Below are 19642 nucleotides of genomic sequence, written 5' to 3'. Positions count from 1 at the left end.
ACGAGTTCAGCGTTCGCTGTAGCCCTGCGGGGCGCGGGCCGGACGGGTCTCGGTGCGGCATATCGGTCATCGTGTGCGCGCCGTCGGCTGTGTCAGCATTCCCAGTCGAGCACCGGCGCGAGGGCCTTGGACTGTGCCGATGAGGGGATCAGGCGCAGGACGGCGTTTCGGATGAATACCGCCGGGGCCGAGGCGAGTTGGCCGACCGCGCCGATCCTGCCGGAGCGTGCGGCGATCATCTGAGTCCGGGGTCGGCGTTCGGCGTCGTAGCGGGTGAGGTCTTCGTCCGCCGCGGCGACGCGGGCGAGCACGACCGCGTCCTCCAGGGCCTGGCAGGCGCCCTGGCCCAGATTCGGGGTCATGGCATGGGCGGCGTCGCCGATCAGGGCGATGCGGCCCGCCACATAGGTTGTCAGCGCGGGCAGTTCGTAGATGTCGTTGTGCAGCACGGCTGCGTCGTCGGCGGCGGCGAGCAGGCTCGGGATCGGGTCGTGCCAGGTGCCGAAGCGGCGGCGCAGTTCGGCGAGGCCGTCGCTCGGGGCGCCCGCGGGCGTGTTCGCGGTGGCGAAGCAGTAGACGCGGCCGTCGGCCAGTCCGGCATAGCCGAATCGCTCACCGCGGCCCCAGGTTTCGCCCAGATCGCCGACGGGTGCGGTGGGGGAGACCACCACTCGCCATGCGGTGTAACCGCTGTAGCGGGGTTCGACCACGCCGCAGACCGCGCGCCGCGCGATGCTGTGGATGCCGTCGGCTCCGATGATCACATCGCCGGTGGAGGTGCCGTGCGAATGGGTGACGGTGCCGTCGGGGCGCACCTCGGTCACCGTGCTGCCGGTGCGCAGCGTGTTATGCGGCAGTGCCGTGTGCAGCATGTCCAGCAGGTCGGCGCGGTGGATCATGATCGGGTTGCCGTAGCGGGCCCGCATCGTTTCGGTATCGGCGCGGGATAGCCACGCGCCCCTGCTGTTCCGGATTCCGGCCGAGCCCTCCTCGATGGCGCGGGCTCGCACCCGCTCGCCCAGCCCGAGTGCGTCGAGTGCGCGAATGGCATTGGGCCACAGGGATAATCCCGCGCCGACCTCCTTGATCGCGGCGGCCTTCTCCAGCACCTCGACCTCCCAGCCCTGTCGATCGAACGCGATGGCCGTGGCCAGTCCGCCGATTCCGCCGCCGATGATGAGCGCCTTGGGCATGTCGTTTCCCTTCGATCCGAATCGGCTCTTCCGAGCCGTTCGCTGCACGCCGTGAACGCTACTACTCCTGTAGTGAAAAAACTACCGATGTAGTGTCAGTCACTACCGATGTAGTATCCGTGCATGCCCACCAAACGCGAGCTGATCCTCGACGGCGCGATCGAACTCCTGGGTACGCGCGGCCTGCGCGCCCTCACTCACCGCGCGGTCGACGAGCTCGCGGATATGCCACCGGGCTCCGCATCCAACTACTTCCGCACCCGCGACGCCCTGCTCACCGGCATCGCCGAACGCCTCGAGGAACGCGACTACGCCGACTGGCAAGCCGTCACCCGCATCGCCGCCCCCAGTACGCTGCGCCAACTGATCGACGGCTTCGCCGCCCTGCTGACCCATGCCGTCACCACCGACCGCACCCGCACCCTCGCCCGGTACGCCCTGTTTCTCGAATCTCAGACCGCGCCCGGCCTTCAGTCGGTCCTGCTGCGCGGCCACAACCGTCTGACCGACTGGATCGCCACCATGCTCCGAGCGGTGGTCCCGGACGCGCCACCCGAGGTGACCCCACTCCTCGTCAAATACATCGACGGTGCCGCCCTGCATCAATTGACCTATCCAGCAACAGATTTCGATGCGCGCCCGGGTGTGGATCGCATTGTTCGAGCCTTGCTCGCCTGAGCGCTCCCGCTGTGTACCGTGTGGTATGGATTTGGGTGGGGATACAGAGCGCCCGGTTCGGCCGCAAGCGGCGTCGAGCCGGGGCGAGCGGGCCACAGGGCGGCCGGATAGATTCGAACCGGCACCGGCGGATGGATTCGAACCCGATCGGCCGACCGCGCGACCGGGCAGGTTGCGGCGGCCGATCGCGCTGGTGCTCGGGCTCGTGGTCGCGGCATTGGTCGCGGTGGCGGTGCCGAACTGGTGGTGCGGGCGGGAAGCCGATGCCTGGTTCCGGGGAGACGCGGCGCGGGTGCGCGGACTCGCCGAGGAAATAGTGGCGTTCGAAGCCGAGGACGATCAACTCCGCGCCAGCGGTAAAGGCGGCGAGCTCACCGATATGTGGGGGCTGCTCACCCATCAGATGACCGCGCAGGGCTTGGCGCAGATCTGCCTCGCGCATCCCGAATGGCGAGATCGCTACGCCCCCATCGCGACTCGCGCCGCCGCGAAAACGCTACTGCCCGAAATGCGCTCCACCTTCACCGCCGCCTGGCACGGGCAGGACGGCATGTCCGTCCTCGACGGCCCGAATGGTCATGCGTACCTGTCCTATCCGGCCCTGGCGCTCGGCATGGCGCGGCTGGTCGATCCGGCATTCCCCGCCGACCTCGCGGCGCAGCAGGACGCGCTGGTCGCCTCCTATGAGCGTCGCCTGCTGGCCTCGCCGACCGCCCTGCTGGACACGCTCCCCGGCGAGGCGTACCCCACCGATATCGCGGCGGTCGCCGCCGCCATCGCGGTGCACGGCCGCGCGACCGGCGTCGACCACTCGGCGGTCCTGGCTCATTGGGCGCAGCAGGTCCGCGCCGTCCAAATCGACCGTGGCACAGGCTTGGTCGTGCAACGCATGGGTGTGGACGCCAAATCCCACGACGCCCCACGCTCCTCCGGCACCGGCCTGGCCGCCTATTTCGCGGGCTTCGCCGACCGCTCCCTGGCGAAGGAACTGGCCGACGGAATGTTCCGCCAGGAACGAACCCTCCTCGGCTTCAGCGCGATTCACGAATACGGCAGCGGCTACACCGGACCAGGCGATATCGACAGCGGCCCGGTAATCCTCGGAATCTCGGTCTCCGCCACCAGCTTCGCCCTCGCCCCCGCCCACGCCTTCGCCAACCACGACGTCTTCACCCGAATCTTCCGCACCACCGACCTCCTCGGCCTCCCCCTCCACACCGGCTCCCGCCTCCGCTTCACCACCGCCGGCGCCACCGGCAACGCCCTCCTCCTCGCCTTCCTCACCTCCGGCCCGGAGCTCGCCCAATGAGCCTCCGCGTTCCCGGCCCGGAGCTAGCCCGATGAGGCTCCGCGTTTCCAGCTGGGGAGTTGGCCCGATGAAACGTCGTACCTCCGGCCGGGGAGTTGGCCCGATGAAACTTCGTACCTCTGGCTGGGGAGCCACTCTGATGAATTTCCGTATCCCGCTGCGCCTGCGTCCGGCGTGGCGACTTCTTCGCCTGCCCATTCTCACGCTCGCGCTGTACCTGGTTCTGCACCCAGTCCTGGCCGCCCTCTCGGCAACTCACGGCTTCGGTTCCCCCGACGGTATGAGTCTGCCCTACTTGGCAATTGCCGCTCTGGAGGTAGTCCTGCGCATAGCGCTGCTCACCGTCATTCCCGCGGTTCTGGTCTATCGCGTGATCACGCGCCTGCTGCTCGGCGAAAAGCCATCCGCCGCAGTGTCTTCGCGCGCGAACGCGGGCACCGATAGTCCATCGCCTGCCCCGTAGTCAGCCGGATTCCGTTGCGGCGGGGCGCAAGTTGTCCTGGCCTACAGCGTCGGCGAGCTCATCCAGACCCGCCGCCCGTGTCGCCTCGAACACGTCCGCGATGAGTCCGCGGCGTCCAACCATGCCCGCGCCCTCCGACAATGTCGCCGGAGTCTGCCGAAATCGCCCATATGGGACCGGTTTGCGAAACTTCCCGAGTCGACCAAGCCATCGCCGGATCGGCTCCGATACCCCTTGTGGCCGACCCCATCCCGAGGGGTCGGTTTGTCCATGTCGATCCAGCTACTTCGAAAGGCCGGTCCTACATGAGGTTGTTCAGTGCGCGGTTTGCGGTCGCGATCGCGACCACCGGTTTCGCCGCGATCGCGCTGGCGGGTCCCGCCGCCGCCGACCCGATGAGCGATATCGAGCCGCTCCTGACCTCGAGCTGCTCCTTCGCCCAGATCGACTCCGCCCTGCACAAGGTCTCCCCGGAAACCGCGGCCCAGCTCGACGCCGCCCCCGCCCAGAAATCCGCCATCAAGAACGCCTACGACCAGCCGGTCGACCAGCGTCGCACCGCATTCCAGAACCTCATCGCCCAGCAGCAGCAAATGGGCGTGAGCGCCGACACCAACGCCGAATTCGGCAACAAGCTCTCCCAGGTCGTCGACACCTGCAGCCAGTACTGATCCCGCACAGAGCGGCGGGGCAGGGTTGCCAACCAACCCTGCCCCGCCTCCGCTCCGAATACATCCGAAATATAGGTCGTTCAGATACGCTCACCCGCCATGACCCCGAAGCGCACCACCCTCCGCGCCGCAATAGCCGCCCTGACCCTGACCGCCTCGGTCATCGCCGCCGGATCCGCTGCCGCAGCCCCCGTGGCCACCGATGTCGACATCGCCATCCCCACCAACAGCTCGGACAAAACCGGCATCCATATCCCCACCGACAGCTCGAACCTCGGCAAGATCCAATTCGGCAGCGCCGACGTCGCCAAGACCACCCTGAGCCTGGGCTGGCTCGCGTTGTGCATCTTGGGAAACGCCACCGGCAGCGCCCATGGAGACTGCATCGGCAACCGGGGCTGATGCCCGCCGATCGGCACGCCCCGCTCTCTCACTCGGGAAGTAGCCGCCGGTCGAATCCCGCGGCTACCAAGCGGGAGAAGGCTTTTCGCACGGCGGTTTCGGCTCATGACGCATTTGGCTGAAGGCCCAAAGCGTTTCGACATCGTCGCGCAAATCCTGGGGACCGTCATCGGCGCATGTCTCCCGGGGCGAATGAGTAGAGGGCCGTTCCGGGTGTGTTCGGAACGGCCCTCTATTTTGGTGCCGAGTGTGGGAATCGAACCCACACGTCCTTTCGGACAACGGTTTTTGAGACCGTCGCGTCTGCCTATTCCGCCAACTCGGCGCACCGCGTTGGAACTATAGCGGGTGGTGGGGCGGATGACCTAACCGGGGCTCGGGAGGGTGGGGGTGAGAATGACACGGTTGTGATACTGGTCGGTTTGCGCTGGGTACGTGGGTTGTGGCGGGGGACGGACGGTACTCTTTGGGTACTCGGGTACGTGCCGATCCGTCGAGGGTGGCTTCGGACCGATGTACGTCGGGTGTTGGTATATCGGAGCGACAGGGGTTCATCTATGGGAACGACAGCAGGGGGCGGTTCGAAGAAGGATGCTGCGGCATCGGCCCCCAAGCGGGTGGTGGTTGCCGAGGACGAGGCGCTCATCCGGATGGACCTGGTGGAGATGCTCTCGGAAGAGGGTTATCACGTGGTGGGTGAGGCGGGCGACGGTCAGCAGGCCGTGGAGCTCGCCGAGGAGTTGCGTCCTGATCTGGTGATCATGGATGTGAAGATGCCGCGCCGCGACGGAATAGACGCCGCAGCCGAGATCGCGTCGAAACGTCTTGCGCCGGTGGTCATTCTGACCGCGTTCAGCCAGCGCGATCTGGTCGAGCGGGCACGCGACGCGGGCGCGATGGCCTATCTGGTGAAGCCGTTCACGAAGTCCGATCTGGTGCCCGCCATCGAATTGGCCGCCAGCCGCTTCCACGAGATCGCCGCGCTGGAAAGCGAAGTCGCGAATCTGTCGGATCGTTTGGAGACCCGCAAGCTCGTCGAGCGTGCCAAAGGTGTGCTCATGCAGACCCAGGGCCTCTCGGAACCGCAGGCATTCAAGTGGATTCAGCGCACCGCAATGGACCGTCGCACCACGATGAAGGCGGTCGCGGAGGTCGTACTGGAGAATCTCGCGCCGAAGTAGGCCGCGATTGCCCGAACATTGCCCCTCTGTTGCCGGAAATGCGCCAGCGCAATTAACCCACCGGTAACACGAGGGGCTCTTTCGTTTGTTGCGATGTCACATGAATGATCCGAATGTGATGCGGACCTAACGTGGCGGGGATATGTTCTGTCCGGGCCGATCGATGGGGCGGCCCTCCTCGGCGAGCCGGGGGAGCACAGAACATAGAGGTGAATCGTGCTTGGTTCAGTGACAAAACCGCGCAGCCGCATGGCGCGCGCGGTGGTCATCGGAGCTGCGGCAGTACTCGCGCTCAGCGCTGCCGGCTGCGGCAGCAAGTCCACTGATAATGCCGGTACCAGTGGAGACAACAACAGCAGCCTGACCATTGCCCCCCTTGTCCAGATCGACAAGGACGGTAAGGAAGTGGCCAGCGCCGACAACTCGGCCGCGGCCAATCCCGCCAGCGACGGCAACGATAAGTGCGCGCCGCAGACGATTGCCATGTCCGGACCGCTCACCGGCCCGAACGCCAATCTCGGCCTGAATATCGTGCGCGGTGTGAAGCTCGCGCTGGACCAGCACAACAAGGCGAATCCGAACTGCCAGGTGGCGGTCAAGGAATTCGACACCGAAGGTGACCCGCAGAAGGCCACCCAGGTCATTCCGACGATCATCAACGATTCGTCCATCGCCGCCATGATCGGCCCGACCTTCTCGGGTGAGACCAAGGCGACCGGCCAGGTCATCAGTGATGCGGGTCTGCTGTCGCTGACCCCGTCCGCCACCAACGTCACCCTCACCACCAACGGCTGGAAGACCTTCTTCCGCGGCCTCGGCAATGACGGTGTGCAGGGTCCGGCGGTCGCCAAGTACCTCGCCGGCACCGGCAAGTACAAGAAGATCTGCGTCGTACAGGACAACTCGGATTACGGTACGGGCCTTGCCAAGACGCTCACCGAGGGTCTCGGCTCGATCGCCGATTCCAGCTGTGCCACCCAGGTGAAGGCCGGTGACAAGGACTTCTCCGCCGCGGTCTCCAAGATGGCATCCGCCAAGCCGGATGCCATTTTCTATGCGGGCTACTACGCCGAGGCGTCCCCGTTCGTGCGCGCGCTGCGCACCGGCGGCGTGACCGCCACCTTCATCTCCGATGACGGCACCAAGGACGTCGAGTTCACCAAGCAGGCGGGCGACGCCTCCAAGGGTTCGCTGCTGTCCTGCCCCTGTGGTCCCGCGCCCGATAAGTTCGCCACGGATTACAAGGCGTTCAACGGTTTCGACGCCGGCACCTACTCGACCGAGGGCTACGACCTGACCACGATCGTGCTCAAGGGCATCGCCGCCGGTAAGACCAGCCGCGCCGATCTGGTCTCGTACGTCAAGACCTACCAGGGCCAGGGCCTGGCCCGCGAATACAAGTGGGGCGATACGGGCGAGCTGTCGAACGCCCTGATCTGGATGTACGAAGTCAAGTAGTCACCGACTCTGGAGCGGCGCGTGCCGGTAATACGGCGGGTCACAAACCCGTTCGGCACGCGCCGCTTCCTCTACGGCGAGAGTATTGAATGTCTTTATCCGTCTTGGCCGATGCGGCTCTGCTAGCCAACGGGTCCATCGAATTCAACGTCTCCGGCGTGGCCGACCAATTCTGGCGGCTCACGGTGGACGGCTTGGCCTATGGCTCGATCTACGCGCTGGTCGCGGTCGGGTACACGCTGGTTTACGGTGTACTCCGGCTGATCAATTTCGCGCACTCCTCAATCTTCATGCTGGGCATGTTCGGCCAATACATCGGGCTCATGCTGCTCGGATTCGCGCCCAGCGGAAACGTCTATCACGAGGGCGTCGTTCTCACCGTCGTATATCTGTCCGCCGCCATGCTGTTCGGCATGCTGGTGTCCGGTGGTGCGGCGGTCGGATTGGAACGCGTCGCCTATCGGCCGCTGCGTAAACGCGGTGCGAAACCGCTGATCTTCCTGATCACCGCGATCGGCATGTCATTCGTGATCGAGCAGTCCGTGCAATACGTGCTGCCGAAACTCACCCAGGGCATGTCGACTCCGCTCGGCGGCAGTACCGCGCAGCAGCCGATCACGCTGGTACGCGATTCCACCCAGTTCACGATTTTCGGCGCCGCGGTCAGCAATGTGACGCTGGTGATCATCATCTCCGCGGTGGTACTGGCGGCCGTCACCGAAATCCTCATCAACAGAACGAAATTCGGCCGCGGTATTCGCGCGGTCGCGCAGGATCCCGATACCGCGACGCTGATGGGCGTTTCGCGGGAGCGGATCATCATGCTGACGTTCCTGCTCGGCGGTCTGCTCGCCGGTGCGGCGGCGCTGCTGTACACGCTGAAGATTCCCGGCGGCATCATCTCCTCGGGCGGATTCATCCTGGGCATCAAGGCATTCAGCGCCGCGGTGCTCGGCGGTATCGGCAATCTGCGCGGTGCGCTGCTGGGCGGTCTGCTGCTCGGGCTCGCGGAGAATTACGGTCAGATCCTGTTCGGCAATCAGTGGCGCGATGTCGTCGCGTTCGTGGTGCTGGTGGCCGTACTCATGTTCCGCCCCACCGGCATTCTCGGTGAGAGCCTGGGGAGGGCGCGGGTATGACGGATATGGCAAGGACGCCCCGCCCGCATAAGGGCGGCCTGTATGCGACCTCGGCGTGGAAACAGGATTTCGGCCCCGAAGGTCCGGTGAAACACGGTGTGGGCGATAAGGTTCGCACCTGGTGGGCCGGACTCTCCCGGCCCGCGCAATGGGGTGTGGGTGTTCCGGCGATCATTCTGCTGGCCCTGCTCCCGCTTTTCCCGCCGCCGCTCATCGATACCCCGGGCACCAGTTTCTCCGGCGTCATGGCGCAGTTCGCCATGACGGCATTGATCGCGGTCGGCCTGAATGTCGTTGTCGGCCAAGCGGGTCTGCTCGACCTCGGTTATGTCGGCTTCTACGCGGTCGGCGCGTATACGGTCGGCCTGCTCACCAGCCCGAACAGTCCGTGGAATCAAACCGACGGCTGGTTGAAACCCGGTTGGGCGTGGGTGATCTGCGTTCCGCTGGCGATCGCGGTCACCGCGGTCTCCGGTCTGATCCTGGGCACCCCGACGCTGCGCCTGCGCGGCGACTACCTCGCCATCGTGACGCTCGGTTTCGGTGAGATCGTGCGCCTGCTGGCCGAGAATCTGGGCGATATCACCAATGGCAGTCTCGGGCTCTCCCGTATCGCCTATCCGCATATCGGCGGCACCGAGGCCAATCCCGGCGGGCATTTCTCCTCCGGTAATCTCGGTGACAAGAACAGCGGAAACCTGTTGGACCGCGCCAATTCCGGAGCCTGGTGGTTCTGGATGGGCATGGCGTTCGTGATCGTCATTCTGCTCATCGTCGGCAATCTGGAGCGCAGCCGGGTCGGCCGCGCCTTCGTCGCCATTCGCGAGGATGAGGACGTCGCGGAGATGATGGGCGTGCCCACCTTCAAATTCAAACTGTGGGCGTTCATGATCGGCGCGGGCATCGGCGGTATGTCCGGTGCGCTGTACGCGGGTCAGGTGCAGTTCATCAATCCGACCGGATTCAACATCATCAATTCGATGCTGTTCCTGTGCGCGGTGGTGATCGGCGGTCAGGGCAATAAACTGGGTGTCATCGTCGGCGCGTTCCTGATCGTGTATCTGCCGAACCGTTTCATGTCGGTGAATGTCGGCGGGCAATCGCTCGGCGAGTATAAATATCTCTTCTACGGTGTCGCACTGGTGGTCGTCATGATCTTCCGCCCGCAGGGCTTGTTCCCGGTGCGGCAGAAACTGCTCGCCTACGGGCGCACGGTATATCGCGCGGTGCACCGCACCCCCGGGGAGACAACTGGAGGGGTGCGATGACCGGGCCGGGTGGCGGCGCGCTATTCGACAATGACGATATGGCCGCCGGATACACCTCCGCCGAGGCCGAACCGAGCGCGGGCACCCTCGATGTCACCGAGGTGCTGCCCGTTTTCAAGGATCCCGAAGTGGTCGCGGATGTGGTTGCGCCGCACCGCGATATCGAAACCGAGGTGGGTGCGCCGCTGCTGCGCGCCGAGGGCCTGACCGTCAAATTCGGCGGCCTCACCGCATTGGACAATGTCACCTTCGACATTCGTCGCGGTGAGATCCTCGGCATGATCGGACCCAATGGCGCGGGCAAGACGACGTGCTTCAACGCCATCACCGGCGTCTACCGGCCCACTTCGGGCACGGTGAGTTTCGACGGCCGTCCGCTCACCAAATCCAAACGCAATGAGATCACCCGGCTCGGCATCGCCCGCACCTTCCAGAACATTCGATTGTTCGCGGAGATGACGGCCCTGGAGAACGTGGTGGTGGGCACCGACGCCCGGCACCACACCTCGGTGCCGGGCGCGGTCTTTCGCACCGCCCGGCATCGCCGCGAGGAGAAGGACGCCGTCGAACGCGGTATGGCGCTGCTGGAATTCGTCGGCATCGCACCGCGTGCGGTGGAGAAGGCGCGCAACCTCTCCTACGGTGATCAGCGCCGTCTGGAGATCGCCCGCGCGCTGGCGACCGAGCCGAAACTGCTCTGCCTGGATGAGCCCGCCGCGGGCTTCAATCCGAGCGAGAAGGCCGCGCTCATGGACCTGATCCGCAAGATCCGCGACGACGGTTTCACCGTGCTGCTGATCGAGCACGATATGCGCCTGGTCATGGGTGTGACCGACCGCATCGTGGTGCTGGAATTCGGCCGGAAGATCGCCGACGGATTGCCGACGCAGATTCGGGAGGACCCCAAGGTGATTGCCGCCTACCTCGGCGTGCCCGATGAGGAAGTGGGTGACCTCGGATGACCGCGCCGAACCCGGCACCGCCGAATCCGTCCCAACCCGAGGCGCTGCTCCAGGTCGACGACATGGTCGTCAACTACGGCAGAATCCAAGCGCTGCACGGTATTTCGCTCACGGTCGCACAGGGTGAGCTGGTGACCCTGCTCGGTGCGAACGGTGCGGGCAAGACCACCACCATGCGCGCGCTGTCCGGTCTGTTGCCGCTCTCGCGCGGCCGAATCCTGTTCGAGGGCAAGGACATCACCCGGGTCAAGGCGCACGATCGCGTCGGTCTGGGCTTGATCCAAGCGCCCGAGGGCCGGGGCGTCTTCCCGGGTATGACGGTCCAGGAGAATCTCGATATGGGCTGCTACTCACGCCCTTTCAAGAACAAGGCCGATTACAACCAGACCCTGGAGTGGATTTTCACGCTGTTCCCGCGCGTCAAGGAACGGCAGAAGCAGACCGGCGGCACCCTGTCCGGCGGTGAACAGCAGATGGTCGCGATCGCCCGCTCGCTCATGGCCCGCCCCAAACTGCTGCTGCTCGATGAACCGTCGATGGGCTTGGCGCCCATGGTGATTCAGCAGATCTTCCGCATCATCGCCGATATCAACGCACAGGGCACCACGGTGCTGCTGGTCGAGCAGAACGCCCAGCAGGCGCTGACCCGCAGCGACCGCGCGTACATCCTGGAGACCGGTGAGGTCACCAAGATGGGCACCGGCCGCGATCTGCTGCACGATCCGGCGGTGAAGTCCGCGTACCTCGGCGTGGGCTGACTACCGCACCGGCGCGCGGTGCGGTAGGAACGGCCTATGTTGCGGGTGATACATGAGATGGACGGGCTGCTCGAAGCGCCGCGCCCGGCGTCCGACGGCTCGATCCTGTTCGTCAATGTCGGTGCCGGAGGCGTTTTCGAGCTCCGCGACGGCGCGGTCGGCACGGTGCTGCCCGCCCGTCGCGGAATCGGCGGTCTCGCCCACCACATCGACGGCGGTCTGCTGATAACCGGCCGCGATGTCATCGCCTACGACGGGAAGTCCGACCCGGTGGCGGTGCTGTCCGTCCCCGGCTCGACCGGATACAACGATGTCACCGTCGATCAGGACGGCGCGCTGCTGGTCGGGGTCCTGCGCCACCGCCCGTCGCGTGGCGAGCCCGCGGTACCCAGCGAGGTGCTGCGGCTCGACGCTTCCGGCGAGGTCACCACGATCGCATCCGATCTGTTGTGGCCCAACGGAATCGGCCACTCACCAGACGGCCGCACCATCTACATCTCCGAGTACGCCGCCGGTCGCATCCGGGCGGTGCGCGACGGCCGCTCCGATGTCTTCGCGACCGCTCCGCGCGGCGAATGCGACGGTTTGGCGGTCGATATCGAAGGCGGCGTCTGGGTGGCCCTGGGCAGCGGCGGCGGTATAGCCCGCTTCCACCCCGACGGCACCCTGGACGAGGTCATCGACCTCCCGGACCGCTTCGTCTCCTCGGTCGCCTTCGCCGGCACCACGATGGTCGTCACCACCGCGGGCGCGCTGCTGTCCGGTACCGCCGGTATCGCGGGCCTGCCGATCCCCGACTCCCGCATCCCGCGCTAACCCCGATCCGCCCGCACCCGTCGAAGGGCCGAAACACCCTGTCCGACAAAGCATTCGGGCCGGTCATCCACTGGATGACCGGCCCGATTCCTGCAGGGGCGACAGGACTTGAACCTGCAACCTGCGGTTTTGGAGACCGCTGCTCTGCCAATTGAGCTACGCCCCTTTGTCGTGCGCGGCAAGATTATCAGCCGGGGTGCCCGTCCCGGAAATCGATTTGCGTCAGCGCCGCTGCCTGCGGAGATTCGGCCCTCGCGGCGGCGATTCGGCGGCCGTGACGCGGCGATCGCGCCCGGTTCCCGCACGTGTCGGTGCACGTCCCTAGACTCTGTGCCGTGACCCCTGCCTCTACCGATCAACGGCCGAGCGCCGTGTCCGCACCTGCCGCGTCCACCGAGCAGCCCACGTTGCTGCTGCTGGATGGGCATTCGCTGGCGTATCGCGCCTTCTTCGCCTTGCCCGCGGAGAATTTCAAGACGGCGAGCGGGCAGACCACCAATGCGGTGTACGGGTTCACCGCCATGCTGATCAACCTGCTGCGGGATGAGAAGCCCACGCATGTGGCGGCGGCGTTCGATGTGAGCCGCAAGACCTTCCGCACCGAGGCGTATCCGGAGTACAAGGCGAATCGGTCGGCGACGCCGGACGAGTTCCGGGGGCAGGTGGAGACCACCCAGGAAGTGCTGGGGGCGCTGGGCATTCCGGTGATGGCCATCGACGGGTACGAGGCCGACGATGTGATCGCCACGCTGGTCACGCAGGCGGTGCCGCAGGGATTCCGGGTGCTCGTCGTCACCGGTGACCGCGATTCGCTGCAGCTGGTCAATGACAACGTCACCGTGCTGTACCCGAAGAAGGGCGTCTCCGAGCTGACCCGGTTCACCCCGGCGGCCGTCGAGGAGAAGTACGGGCTCACTCCGGCGCAGTATCCGGACTTCGCGGCGCTGCGCGGCGACCCGAGTGACAATCTGCCGGGCATTCCGGGCGTGGGGGAGAAGACCGCCACCAAGTGGATTCGCGAATACGGCAATCTGACCGAACTCGTGGACAAGGTCGACACCGTCAAGGGCAAGGTCGGAGATGCCTTGCGCGCCAACCTGTCCAGCGTGCTGCTGAACCGCCAGCTCACCGAGATGGTCCGCGAGGTGCCGCTGCCGTACACCCCGGATCAGCTGGCCATGCAGCCGTGGGATCGGGACAAGATCCACCGCCTGTTCGACGAGCTGGAATTCCGGGTGCTGCGCGATCGGCTGTTCGACACCCTCGCACCCGTGGAGCCCGAGGCCGAGGCGGGCTTCGAGATCAGCGGTGCGGCACTGACTCCCGGCGCGGTCGCGGACTGGCTCGCCGAACACGCCAAGGCCGGTGTCCGGCACGGTGTTTCGGTGGTCGGCGTGGGCAGCCCGGTACACGGTGATGTGAAGGCCATCGCGATCGCCGCCGCCGACGGTGAGGGCGCGTACCTCGATGTGCATATCCTCACCCCGGAAGACGAAGCGGCGCTGGGGGCCTGGCTCGCCGATGCGGAGACTTTCAAGGCCGTACACGAGGCCAAGTCCGCCATGCACGCGCTACGCGGCCGTGGCTGGGTCCTGGGCGGTCTCAGCAGCGATACCGCGCTCGCCGCCTACCTGGTGCGGCCCGGACAGCGCACGTTCAATCTGGACGACCTGTCGCTGCGCTACCTGAGCCGTGAACTCCGCGTCGAGGACGCCGGGGACACCCAGCTGTCCCTGCTGGACGATGAGGATCAGGCCGATGAGGAGATCGCCAAGGCCGAAATGCTGCGCGCGCGTGCGGTGTACGACCTCGCCGACGCCTTCGACACCGAACTCGAGAACATCGAATCCACCGCGCTGCTCGGCGATATGGAACTGCCGCTGCTGAGCGTGCTCGCCGATCTGGAAGCGGCGGGCATCGCCGTCGATTCGACCCAATTGGAAGAGTTGCAGCGTGAATTCGCCGACCGCGTGGGCGAGGCCGCGAATAACGCGTACGGCGTAATCGGCAAGCAGATCAATCTGGGCTCGCCCAAACAGCTCCAGGTGGTGCTGTTCGACGAACTCGACATGCCCAAGACCAAGCGCACCAAGACCGGCTACACCACCGATGCCGATGCGCTGGAAGGGCTTTACGAGAAGACCCAGCACCCGTTCCTGCAACACCTGCTCGAACACCGCGACGCGACCCGCCTGAAGGTGACGGTCGACGGCCTGCTCAAGTCGATCGCCGATGACGGTCGCATCCACACCACCTTCAATCAGACCGTCGCCGCCACGGGCCGCCTGTCCTCGACCGAGCCGAATCTGCAGAACATTCCGATCCGCACCGATATGGGCCGCCGCATTCGCGACACCTTCGTCGTCGGCCCGGGTTTCGAATCGCTGATGACCGCTGACTACAGCCAGATCGAAATGCGCATCATGGCGCACCTGTCCAAGGACGAGGGCCTGATCGAAGCCTTCAACTCCGGCGAGGATCTGCACAATTTCGTCGCCTCCAAGGCGTTCGACATTCCGATCACCGAGGTCGATCCGGAAATGCGCCGCCGCATCAAGGCCATGTCCTACGGCCTGGCGTACGGCCTGTCCGCGTATGGGCTGTCGCAGCAGCTCAAGATCAGCGCCGAAGAGGCCAAGGCGCAGATGGACGTCTACTTCGAACGCTTCGGCGCGATTCGCGAATACCTGCGCGAGGCAGTCGAATTGGCTCGCAAGACCGGCTACACCGAAACCCTCTTCGGCCGCCGCCGCTATCTGCCGGATCTGGATTCGTCCAACCGGCAGCGTCGTGAGGCCGCCGAGCGCATGGCATTGAACGCCCCCATCCAGGGCACCGCGGCCGACATCATCAAGGTCGCCATGATCGACACCCAGCGCGCCATCCGCGCCGCCGGGCTCAAGTCCCGCATGCTGCTCCAGGTCCACGACGAACTCATCTTCGAAGTGGTCCCGGGTGAACGCGAACAACTCGAAGCCCTTGCCCGCGAACACATGTCGAACGCCATCGAACTCTCGGTCCCGCTCGAGGTCTCGGTCGGCGTCGGCCGCAGCTGGGACTCCGCCGCGCACTAGAGGAAGGGCGACCAGAGTCGTCACACGCCGTGGCAGGCGAGCATTCGCCTGCCACGGGGAGCCCTCCCCGTCATCCGGCGGGCCATCTCCCGTCATCCCGGCATGCTTTTGGCCGGGATCCACACCGAGCAGTACTGCGCCGATCGTGTGGATCCCGGCCAGAAACGCGCCGGGATGACGGGGGCTGGTGCCGAATATCGCGGAGGCGGGAGTTTGCCCGAGCGGCTCAGTTCGCGAGCTGAGCCGCGAGAATCGTTAGTACGTCGGCGGTTTCGCGGCAGGTGCGCGCGCAGATCTTCTCGTCGAGCTGTTCGCAGCTCTCGGCCGTTGCCGTGCATACCTTGGCGGTGAGTTCGCACAGTTCCAGTGCCCAGGGTGAGCGCCGATCCAGAATGTCGGCGGTGAGGCGGCAGATCGCCGCGCAATCCATCAACTGCGCGATATGCGCACGCGCGGCGTGATCGCCGCCCGAGTCCAGCGACTCGCCGGTCTGCCGGACGCAGGTGCGGTGACAACCGAATAGATGGTTGATGGTGCTCATGATTTTCGGATCGGTCATCGGTGCTTCTCCCGAGTGTGTTCACGAAGGGTTGGAACGCGCGTCCGGCAAGGTTTGCCCATTGTGACATCCGTGGTTGCCCACGGCCGGGAGCATGGTTGCTGTGCTCCAAGACACCGGTTGCTGTGCTCACCGGCGCTAGCCGGTATGGCCCGCGCCACACACCCGATGACCTGCGACAAAGTTACCCGTGGGTCGAATGCGAATATGGTTGCCATTGCGTGGGTCTGCCCCTATGCTCGGTGCCGTGCCGAATCCCGCCAACAGCCGCAACGCAGCGCTCGCTATCCGCGACCGCGCCGCGATTGTTCCGCTCACCGCGACGGTGGCTGTTGACCGCGTACTCGTAGTACCGCGCCGTAGCGGGGTCTGATTCGGACCGGCCCCCTCGCTGCGGCCGTTGAACTTTTTTTGAGCTGGTCACCTCTGCCAATTTCTGGGAAGAAGTCGGGAAGACCTAGTCCAATGACAATCACACTTGATACTCACGCGTTCATCACCGCTGCCCCCGCGAGCCTGCGGGCCGAGAGCGCCGGTTTGAGCCCTGCCGAATTCCATGATCGCTACTGCCGCGATACCGGTGCGATCAAACTCGGCGAATGGACTCATATCCAAGCCGCGGATTTCACCGCGACCTTGGAATTCGCCGGTCACCTGCGCACCGTCTCCACCTCCGGTAGCCCGGTCGCGGCGCTCACCTCGGCCCTGTACGACGAGGGCTATCCGGTGGAGATCCTGCAATTCCATCAGCGCCGCACCGAACACGGCATCGCCACCTTCGTGCAGTGCGAGTTCAACGGCCGTCGCGGCTGGGGCGCGGCCCTCGCCGATGACAGCGCGGAATCCACCGTCCGCGCCATGATTGCCGGTATCAACACCTTCGCCTGAGAGTGCACAGCCTGCGGCTCATGAACGGCCGCAGGCGCTTTCGGCGTTCGGTGTACCCGCACCGGCCTTGACGCACGCAAAACGAATGCGCCGCAACCCTTTACGGGTGTGCGGCGCATTCGATGCGTGAATTACCGGCGGTACCGGCCTCTTTCGCGAATCAGGCCTTGGTTTCCTGCTGGGTCTCCTGCTGCTCGGCGAGCTGCTTGCGGACCTCGTCCATATCGAGCTCCTTGACCTGCCCGATGAGATCCTCCAGCGCGGCGGGCGGGAGCGCACCGGGCTGTGCGAACACCAGCACACCCTCGCGGAAAGCCATGATGGTCGGAATCGACCGGATATTCGCGGCGGCGGCCAGGCCCTGCTCGGCTTCGGTGTCGACCTTGCCGTGCACCACATCGGGGTGCTTGTCCGAGGAAGCCTCGAAGGTGGGGGCGAACGACCGGCACGGACCGCACCACGCAGCCCAGAAATCTACGAGAACCACATCGCTCTTGGTGACGATGTCATCGAAGTTCTGCTCGGTCAGTGTCTGGGTGGCCATGGCGTCCTCTCATGTCGAGTTTCCCGGTCCAACACCGGGCCGTGCGGTTCTCTTCCCTTTACCCACTACGGTAGCGGCCAACCGCGTGCCGCCGTCCGGCCGCCGCCGCGATTGCGCGAGGATGACTGTCATGAGCGACAGCGTGACTCGGCTCCGGCTGGGCCTGATGGAGGGCGACGGCATCGGCCCGGAGATCGTCCGGGCGACCAGGACCGTGGTCGACGATGCCTTCGAGGTCGTGGGTCTGCCCGCGGTGGAGTGGGTGCCGGTCCCGATCGGTCACGCCGCGATCGAGGAATTCGGAGATCCGATGCCCGCCTCGACGCTGAAAGCCCTGGAGGGTTTGCGGGGCTGGATCATGGGTCCGCACGACAGTGCCTCGTACGCGCCCGAGCATCGCGCCGGACTGCCGCCCGCGGGCGCGGTCCGCAAGCATTTCGGGCTGTACGGCAATGTGCGTCCCTCTCGAACCATGGAGGGCGTGCGCGCGGTGGCGGGTGAGATGGATCTGATCATCGTGCGGGAGAACAGCGAAGGTCTGTACGCCGATCGCAATATGTTCACCGGCTCCGGTGAATTCCGCCCGACCGCCGATATGGCAATGGCCATCGGCGTGTTCACGCGTACCGCCATTGAGCGTGTCGCGCGGCTGGCATTCGATGGTGCGGGCAATCGGGGCAAGAAGGTCACCATCGTGCACAAGGCGAATGTGCTTCCGGTGACCATGGGCATGTTCCGCGATGTGTGCTATGAGGTCGCCAAGGACTATCCGGAGATCGAGGTGAACGATGAGCACGTCGATGCCGCTGCGGCGCATCTGGTGCGCGCGCCGCAGGACTACGACGTCATCGTCACCGAAAACCTTTTCGGCGATATCCTTTCCGATCTCGCCGGGGAGTTGAGCGGTTCCCTCGGTCTCGCGCCCTCGCTGAACTGTTCTGACACGCAGGCGATGGCGCAGGCGGTGCACGGCGCGGCACCGACTCTCACCGGGCACAATCGTGCGAATCCGGTGGCGCTCATGCTCTCCGCGGCACTGCTGTTGCGCTGGATCGCGACCCGCTATTCGCACAGTGCGCTGCGCCGGGTGGCCGAGCGGATCGAACACGGGGTAGCCGAGACGTTGCGGGCCGGAATCGCCACATCCGATTTGGGTGGGTTAGCATCTACCACCGAATTCACCGAGCAGGTGCGCGCACGGCTGCACCGCTGGTGAGCGCGCTTCCGTAACCGGGCGTGTATCGGCCCGCTCCGGCGTGTCGCCGATTAATGTTCGGTTACCGACCGGCATGGAATGTACGACTCGCCTACATTTCAAAACGGCGGGCGACGTCCGGATGTCGCGTGACCGAACTGTGGAGGACTGCTGTGTCTGTTCGTAACTCTCTCCGCGGGCGTGCCCTGCGGGCCGCCTGCGTTATCGCGGGCGGCGCCCTGGTGCTGACCGCGTGTACCAGCAACTCGGATTCCGACGCGCCCGCGGTGGCCAAGGTCGACATCTCGAAGGTCGACACCATCGCGGCCAAGGTGCCGGCCGATATCAAGAGCTCGGGCAAGCTCATCGTCGGCGTGAACACCCCGTACTCGCCGAACGAGTACAAGGATCCGGGTTCGGGCAAGATCGTCGGCTATGACGTGGACCTGATGGACGCGGTCGCCAAGGTGCTCGGCCTCAGCGCCGATTACAAGGAAGCCGATTTCGAGAAGATCATCCCGGGTATCGAGGCCGGTACCTACAACCTCGGCATGTCCTCGTTCACCGATAACAAGGAACGCGAGAAGACCGCCGACTTCGTCACCTACTTCAGCGCGGGCAGCCTATGGGCCCAGCCCAAGGGTAAGACGGTCGATCCGACCAATGCCTGCGGTAAGCGAGTCGCGGTGCAGCGCACCACGATTCAGGACACCGACGAGATCCCGGCCAAGAGCGCGGCCTGCGTCGCCGCCGGTAAGCCGGAGATCACCAAGGTCGCCTACGACGAGCAGAGCGCCGCGGCCACCGCACTGGTCAACGGCCAGGTCGACGCCATGTCCGCCGATTCCCCGGTGACCGCGTACGCCATCAAGCAGAACCAGGGCACCATCGAGGCCGCGGGCGCCATCTTCGATTCCGCGCCGTACGGCTGGCCGATCAAGAAGGGCTCCGCGCTGGGACCCGTTCTGCAGGAAGCCGTTCAGTACCTGATGGACAACGGCCAGTACAAGAAGATCGCCGAGAACTGGGGCGTGCAGGACGGCGCGATCAGCAAATCGGTCATCAACGGAGCACAGGGCTGAGA

20 protein-coding genes and 2 tRNA genes are annotated in these 19642 nt (G+C 65.5%); 16 read left to right on the top strand and 6 right to left on the bottom strand.

What is annotated here, in order from left to right; translation table 11 throughout:
• Positions 1-92 precede the first annotated feature (92 nt).
• A complete protein-coding gene (locus ACFC4D_RS19215) occupies positions 93-1193 on the bottom strand; it encodes an FAD-dependent monooxygenase (protein WP_376065053.1) in 1101 nt (366 codons plus the stop codon).
• A 123-nt stretch (positions 1194-1316) separates the two neighbouring features.
• Here ACFC4D_RS19215 and ACFC4D_RS19210 point away from each other — a divergent pair, with 123 nt between their 5' ends.
• The 3 genes from ACFC4D_RS19210 (at position 1317) to ACFC4D_RS19200 (ending at position 3643) form a co-directional block, all read left to right on the top strand.
• Entirely contained in the window at positions 1317-1871 is a 555-nt protein-coding gene (locus ACFC4D_RS19210) for a TetR/AcrR family transcriptional regulator (protein WP_376065050.1), read from the top strand.
• 193 nt (positions 1872-2064) lie between these two features.
• A complete protein-coding gene (locus ACFC4D_RS19205; RefSeq protein ID WP_376065049.1) occupies positions 2065-3180 on the top strand; it encodes a hypothetical protein in 1116 nt (371 codons plus the stop codon).
• Positions 3181-3319: 139 nt separating this feature from the next.
• Entirely contained in the window at positions 3320-3643 is a 324-nt protein-coding gene (locus tag ACFC4D_RS19200; RefSeq protein ID WP_376065047.1) for a hypothetical protein, read from the top strand.
• Here ACFC4D_RS19200 and ACFC4D_RS19195 read toward each other — a convergent pair whose 3' ends face one another.
• Entirely contained in the window at positions 3644-3766 is a 123-nt protein-coding gene (locus ACFC4D_RS19195) for a hypothetical protein (RefSeq protein WP_376065045.1), read from the bottom strand.
• 182 nt (positions 3767-3948) lie between these two features.
• Between ACFC4D_RS19195 and ACFC4D_RS19190 the strand changes: the two genes are divergently transcribed.
• Together ACFC4D_RS19190 and ACFC4D_RS19185 are read left to right on the top strand one after the other, a co-directional pair.
• A complete protein-coding gene (locus ACFC4D_RS19190; RefSeq protein WP_375967975.1) occupies positions 3949-4314 on the top strand; it encodes a hemophore-related protein in 366 nt (121 codons plus the stop codon).
• 99 nt (positions 4315-4413) lie between these two features.
• Positions 4414-4716: a hypothetical protein gene (locus ACFC4D_RS19185; RefSeq protein WP_376065043.1), complete on the top strand. Its 303-nt coding sequence runs from the start codon at positions 4414-4416 to the stop codon at positions 4714-4716.
• A gap of 238 nt (positions 4717-4954) precedes the next feature.
• On the opposite strand, the gene ACFC4D_RS19180 is transcribed toward ACFC4D_RS19185, so the two are convergent.
• Positions 4955-5041, bottom strand: a tRNA-Leu gene (locus ACFC4D_RS19180).
• A 232-nt stretch (positions 5042-5273) separates the two neighbouring features.
• Between ACFC4D_RS19180 and ACFC4D_RS19175 the strand changes: the two genes are divergently transcribed.
• The 7 genes from ACFC4D_RS19175 (at position 5274) to ACFC4D_RS19145 (ending at position 12298) form a co-directional block, all read left to right on the top strand.
• Positions 5274-5897, top strand: coding sequence for an ANTAR domain-containing response regulator (locus ACFC4D_RS19175; protein WP_364643277.1), 624 nt, complete (start codon positions 5274-5276; stop codon positions 5895-5897).
• Positions 5898-6146: 249 nt separating this feature from the next.
• A complete protein-coding gene (locus ACFC4D_RS19170; protein ID WP_364644189.1) occupies positions 6147-7355 on the top strand; it encodes a branched-chain amino acid ABC transporter substrate-binding protein in 1209 nt (402 codons plus the stop codon).
• Positions 7356-7444: 89 nt separating this feature from the next.
• Positions 7445-8494, top strand: a complete 1050-nt coding sequence (locus ACFC4D_RS19165) for a branched-chain amino acid ABC transporter permease (RefSeq protein WP_375967968.1) — start codon at positions 7445-7447, stop codon at positions 8492-8494.
• Positions 8491-9762, top strand: coding sequence for a branched-chain amino acid ABC transporter permease (locus tag ACFC4D_RS19160; protein WP_375967967.1), 1272 nt, complete (start codon positions 8491-8493; stop codon positions 9760-9762). The genes ACFC4D_RS19165 and ACFC4D_RS19160 overlap by 4 nt, the downstream gene beginning before the upstream one ends.
• Entirely contained in the window at positions 9759-10724 is a 966-nt protein-coding gene (locus ACFC4D_RS19155) for an ABC transporter ATP-binding protein (RefSeq protein WP_364643271.1), read from the top strand. Before ACFC4D_RS19160 ends, ACFC4D_RS19155 begins: the two co-directional genes overlap by 4 nt.
• Positions 10721-11482 carry an ABC transporter ATP-binding protein gene (locus ACFC4D_RS19150; protein WP_375967966.1) on the top strand — a complete coding sequence of 254 codons (762 nt, stop codon included), beginning with the start codon at positions 10721-10723 and terminating at the stop codon, positions 11480-11482. The genes ACFC4D_RS19155 and ACFC4D_RS19150 overlap by 4 nt, the downstream gene beginning before the upstream one ends.
• Before the next feature lie 36 nt (positions 11483-11518).
• A complete protein-coding gene (locus ACFC4D_RS19145; RefSeq protein WP_376065040.1) occupies positions 11519-12298 on the top strand; it encodes an SMP-30/gluconolactonase/LRE family protein in 780 nt (259 codons plus the stop codon).
• A gap of 93 nt (positions 12299-12391) precedes the next feature.
• Here ACFC4D_RS19145 and ACFC4D_RS19140 read toward each other — a convergent pair.
• Positions 12392-12464, bottom strand: a tRNA-Trp gene (locus ACFC4D_RS19140).
• Positions 12465-12633: 169 nt separating this feature from the next.
• Between ACFC4D_RS19140 and polA the strand changes: the two genes are divergently transcribed.
• The gene (gene polA / locus ACFC4D_RS19135; protein ID WP_376065039.1) at positions 12634-15372 is read left to right on the top strand and encodes a DNA polymerase I; all 2739 of its coding nucleotides are present in this window, start codon (positions 12634-12636) and stop codon (positions 15370-15372) included.
• 226 nt (positions 15373-15598) lie between these two features.
• On the opposite strand, the gene ACFC4D_RS19130 is transcribed toward polA, so the two are convergent.
• Positions 15599-15931: a four-helix bundle copper-binding protein gene (locus ACFC4D_RS19130; RefSeq protein WP_375967963.1), complete on the bottom strand. Its 333-nt coding sequence runs from the start codon at positions 15929-15931 to the stop codon at positions 15599-15601.
• A 465-nt stretch (positions 15932-16396) separates the two neighbouring features.
• Here ACFC4D_RS19130 and ACFC4D_RS19125 point away from each other — a divergent pair, with 465 nt between their 5' ends.
• Positions 16397-16819, top strand: coding sequence for a 2-keto-3-deoxygluconate kinase (locus tag ACFC4D_RS19125; RefSeq protein WP_364643261.1), 423 nt, complete (start codon positions 16397-16399; stop codon positions 16817-16819).
• Between the two features lie 160 nt (positions 16820-16979).
• Here ACFC4D_RS19125 and trxA read toward each other — a convergent pair whose 3' ends face one another.
• Complete coding sequence (trxA, locus tag ACFC4D_RS19120; RefSeq protein ID WP_375967962.1) at positions 16980-17363, bottom strand: thioredoxin; 384 nt, start codon at positions 17361-17363, stop codon at positions 16980-16982.
• Between the two features lie 130 nt (positions 17364-17493).
• On the opposite strand from trxA, the gene ACFC4D_RS19115 reads away from it, so the two are divergent.
• Positions 17494-18579 carry an isocitrate/isopropylmalate dehydrogenase family protein gene (locus ACFC4D_RS19115; protein WP_375967961.1) on the top strand — a complete coding sequence of 362 codons (1086 nt, stop codon included), beginning with the start codon at positions 17494-17496 and terminating at the stop codon, positions 18577-18579.
• Between the two features lie 152 nt (positions 18580-18731).
• Positions 18732-19640 carry an ABC transporter substrate-binding protein gene (locus ACFC4D_RS19110; protein ID WP_375967960.1) on the top strand — a complete coding sequence of 303 codons (909 nt, stop codon included), beginning with the start codon at positions 18732-18734 and terminating at the stop codon, positions 19638-19640.
• The last annotated feature ends 2 nt before the right edge of the window (positions 19641-19642 follow it).

Source organism: Nocardia sp. NPDC056000, from assembly GCF_042269265.1.
Taxonomy (GTDB): domain Bacteria; phylum Actinomycetota; class Actinomycetes; order Mycobacteriales; family Mycobacteriaceae; genus Nocardia.
Note: the sequence above shows the minus strand (reverse complement) of the source record. Positions and strands in the feature narration are given on the sequence as shown.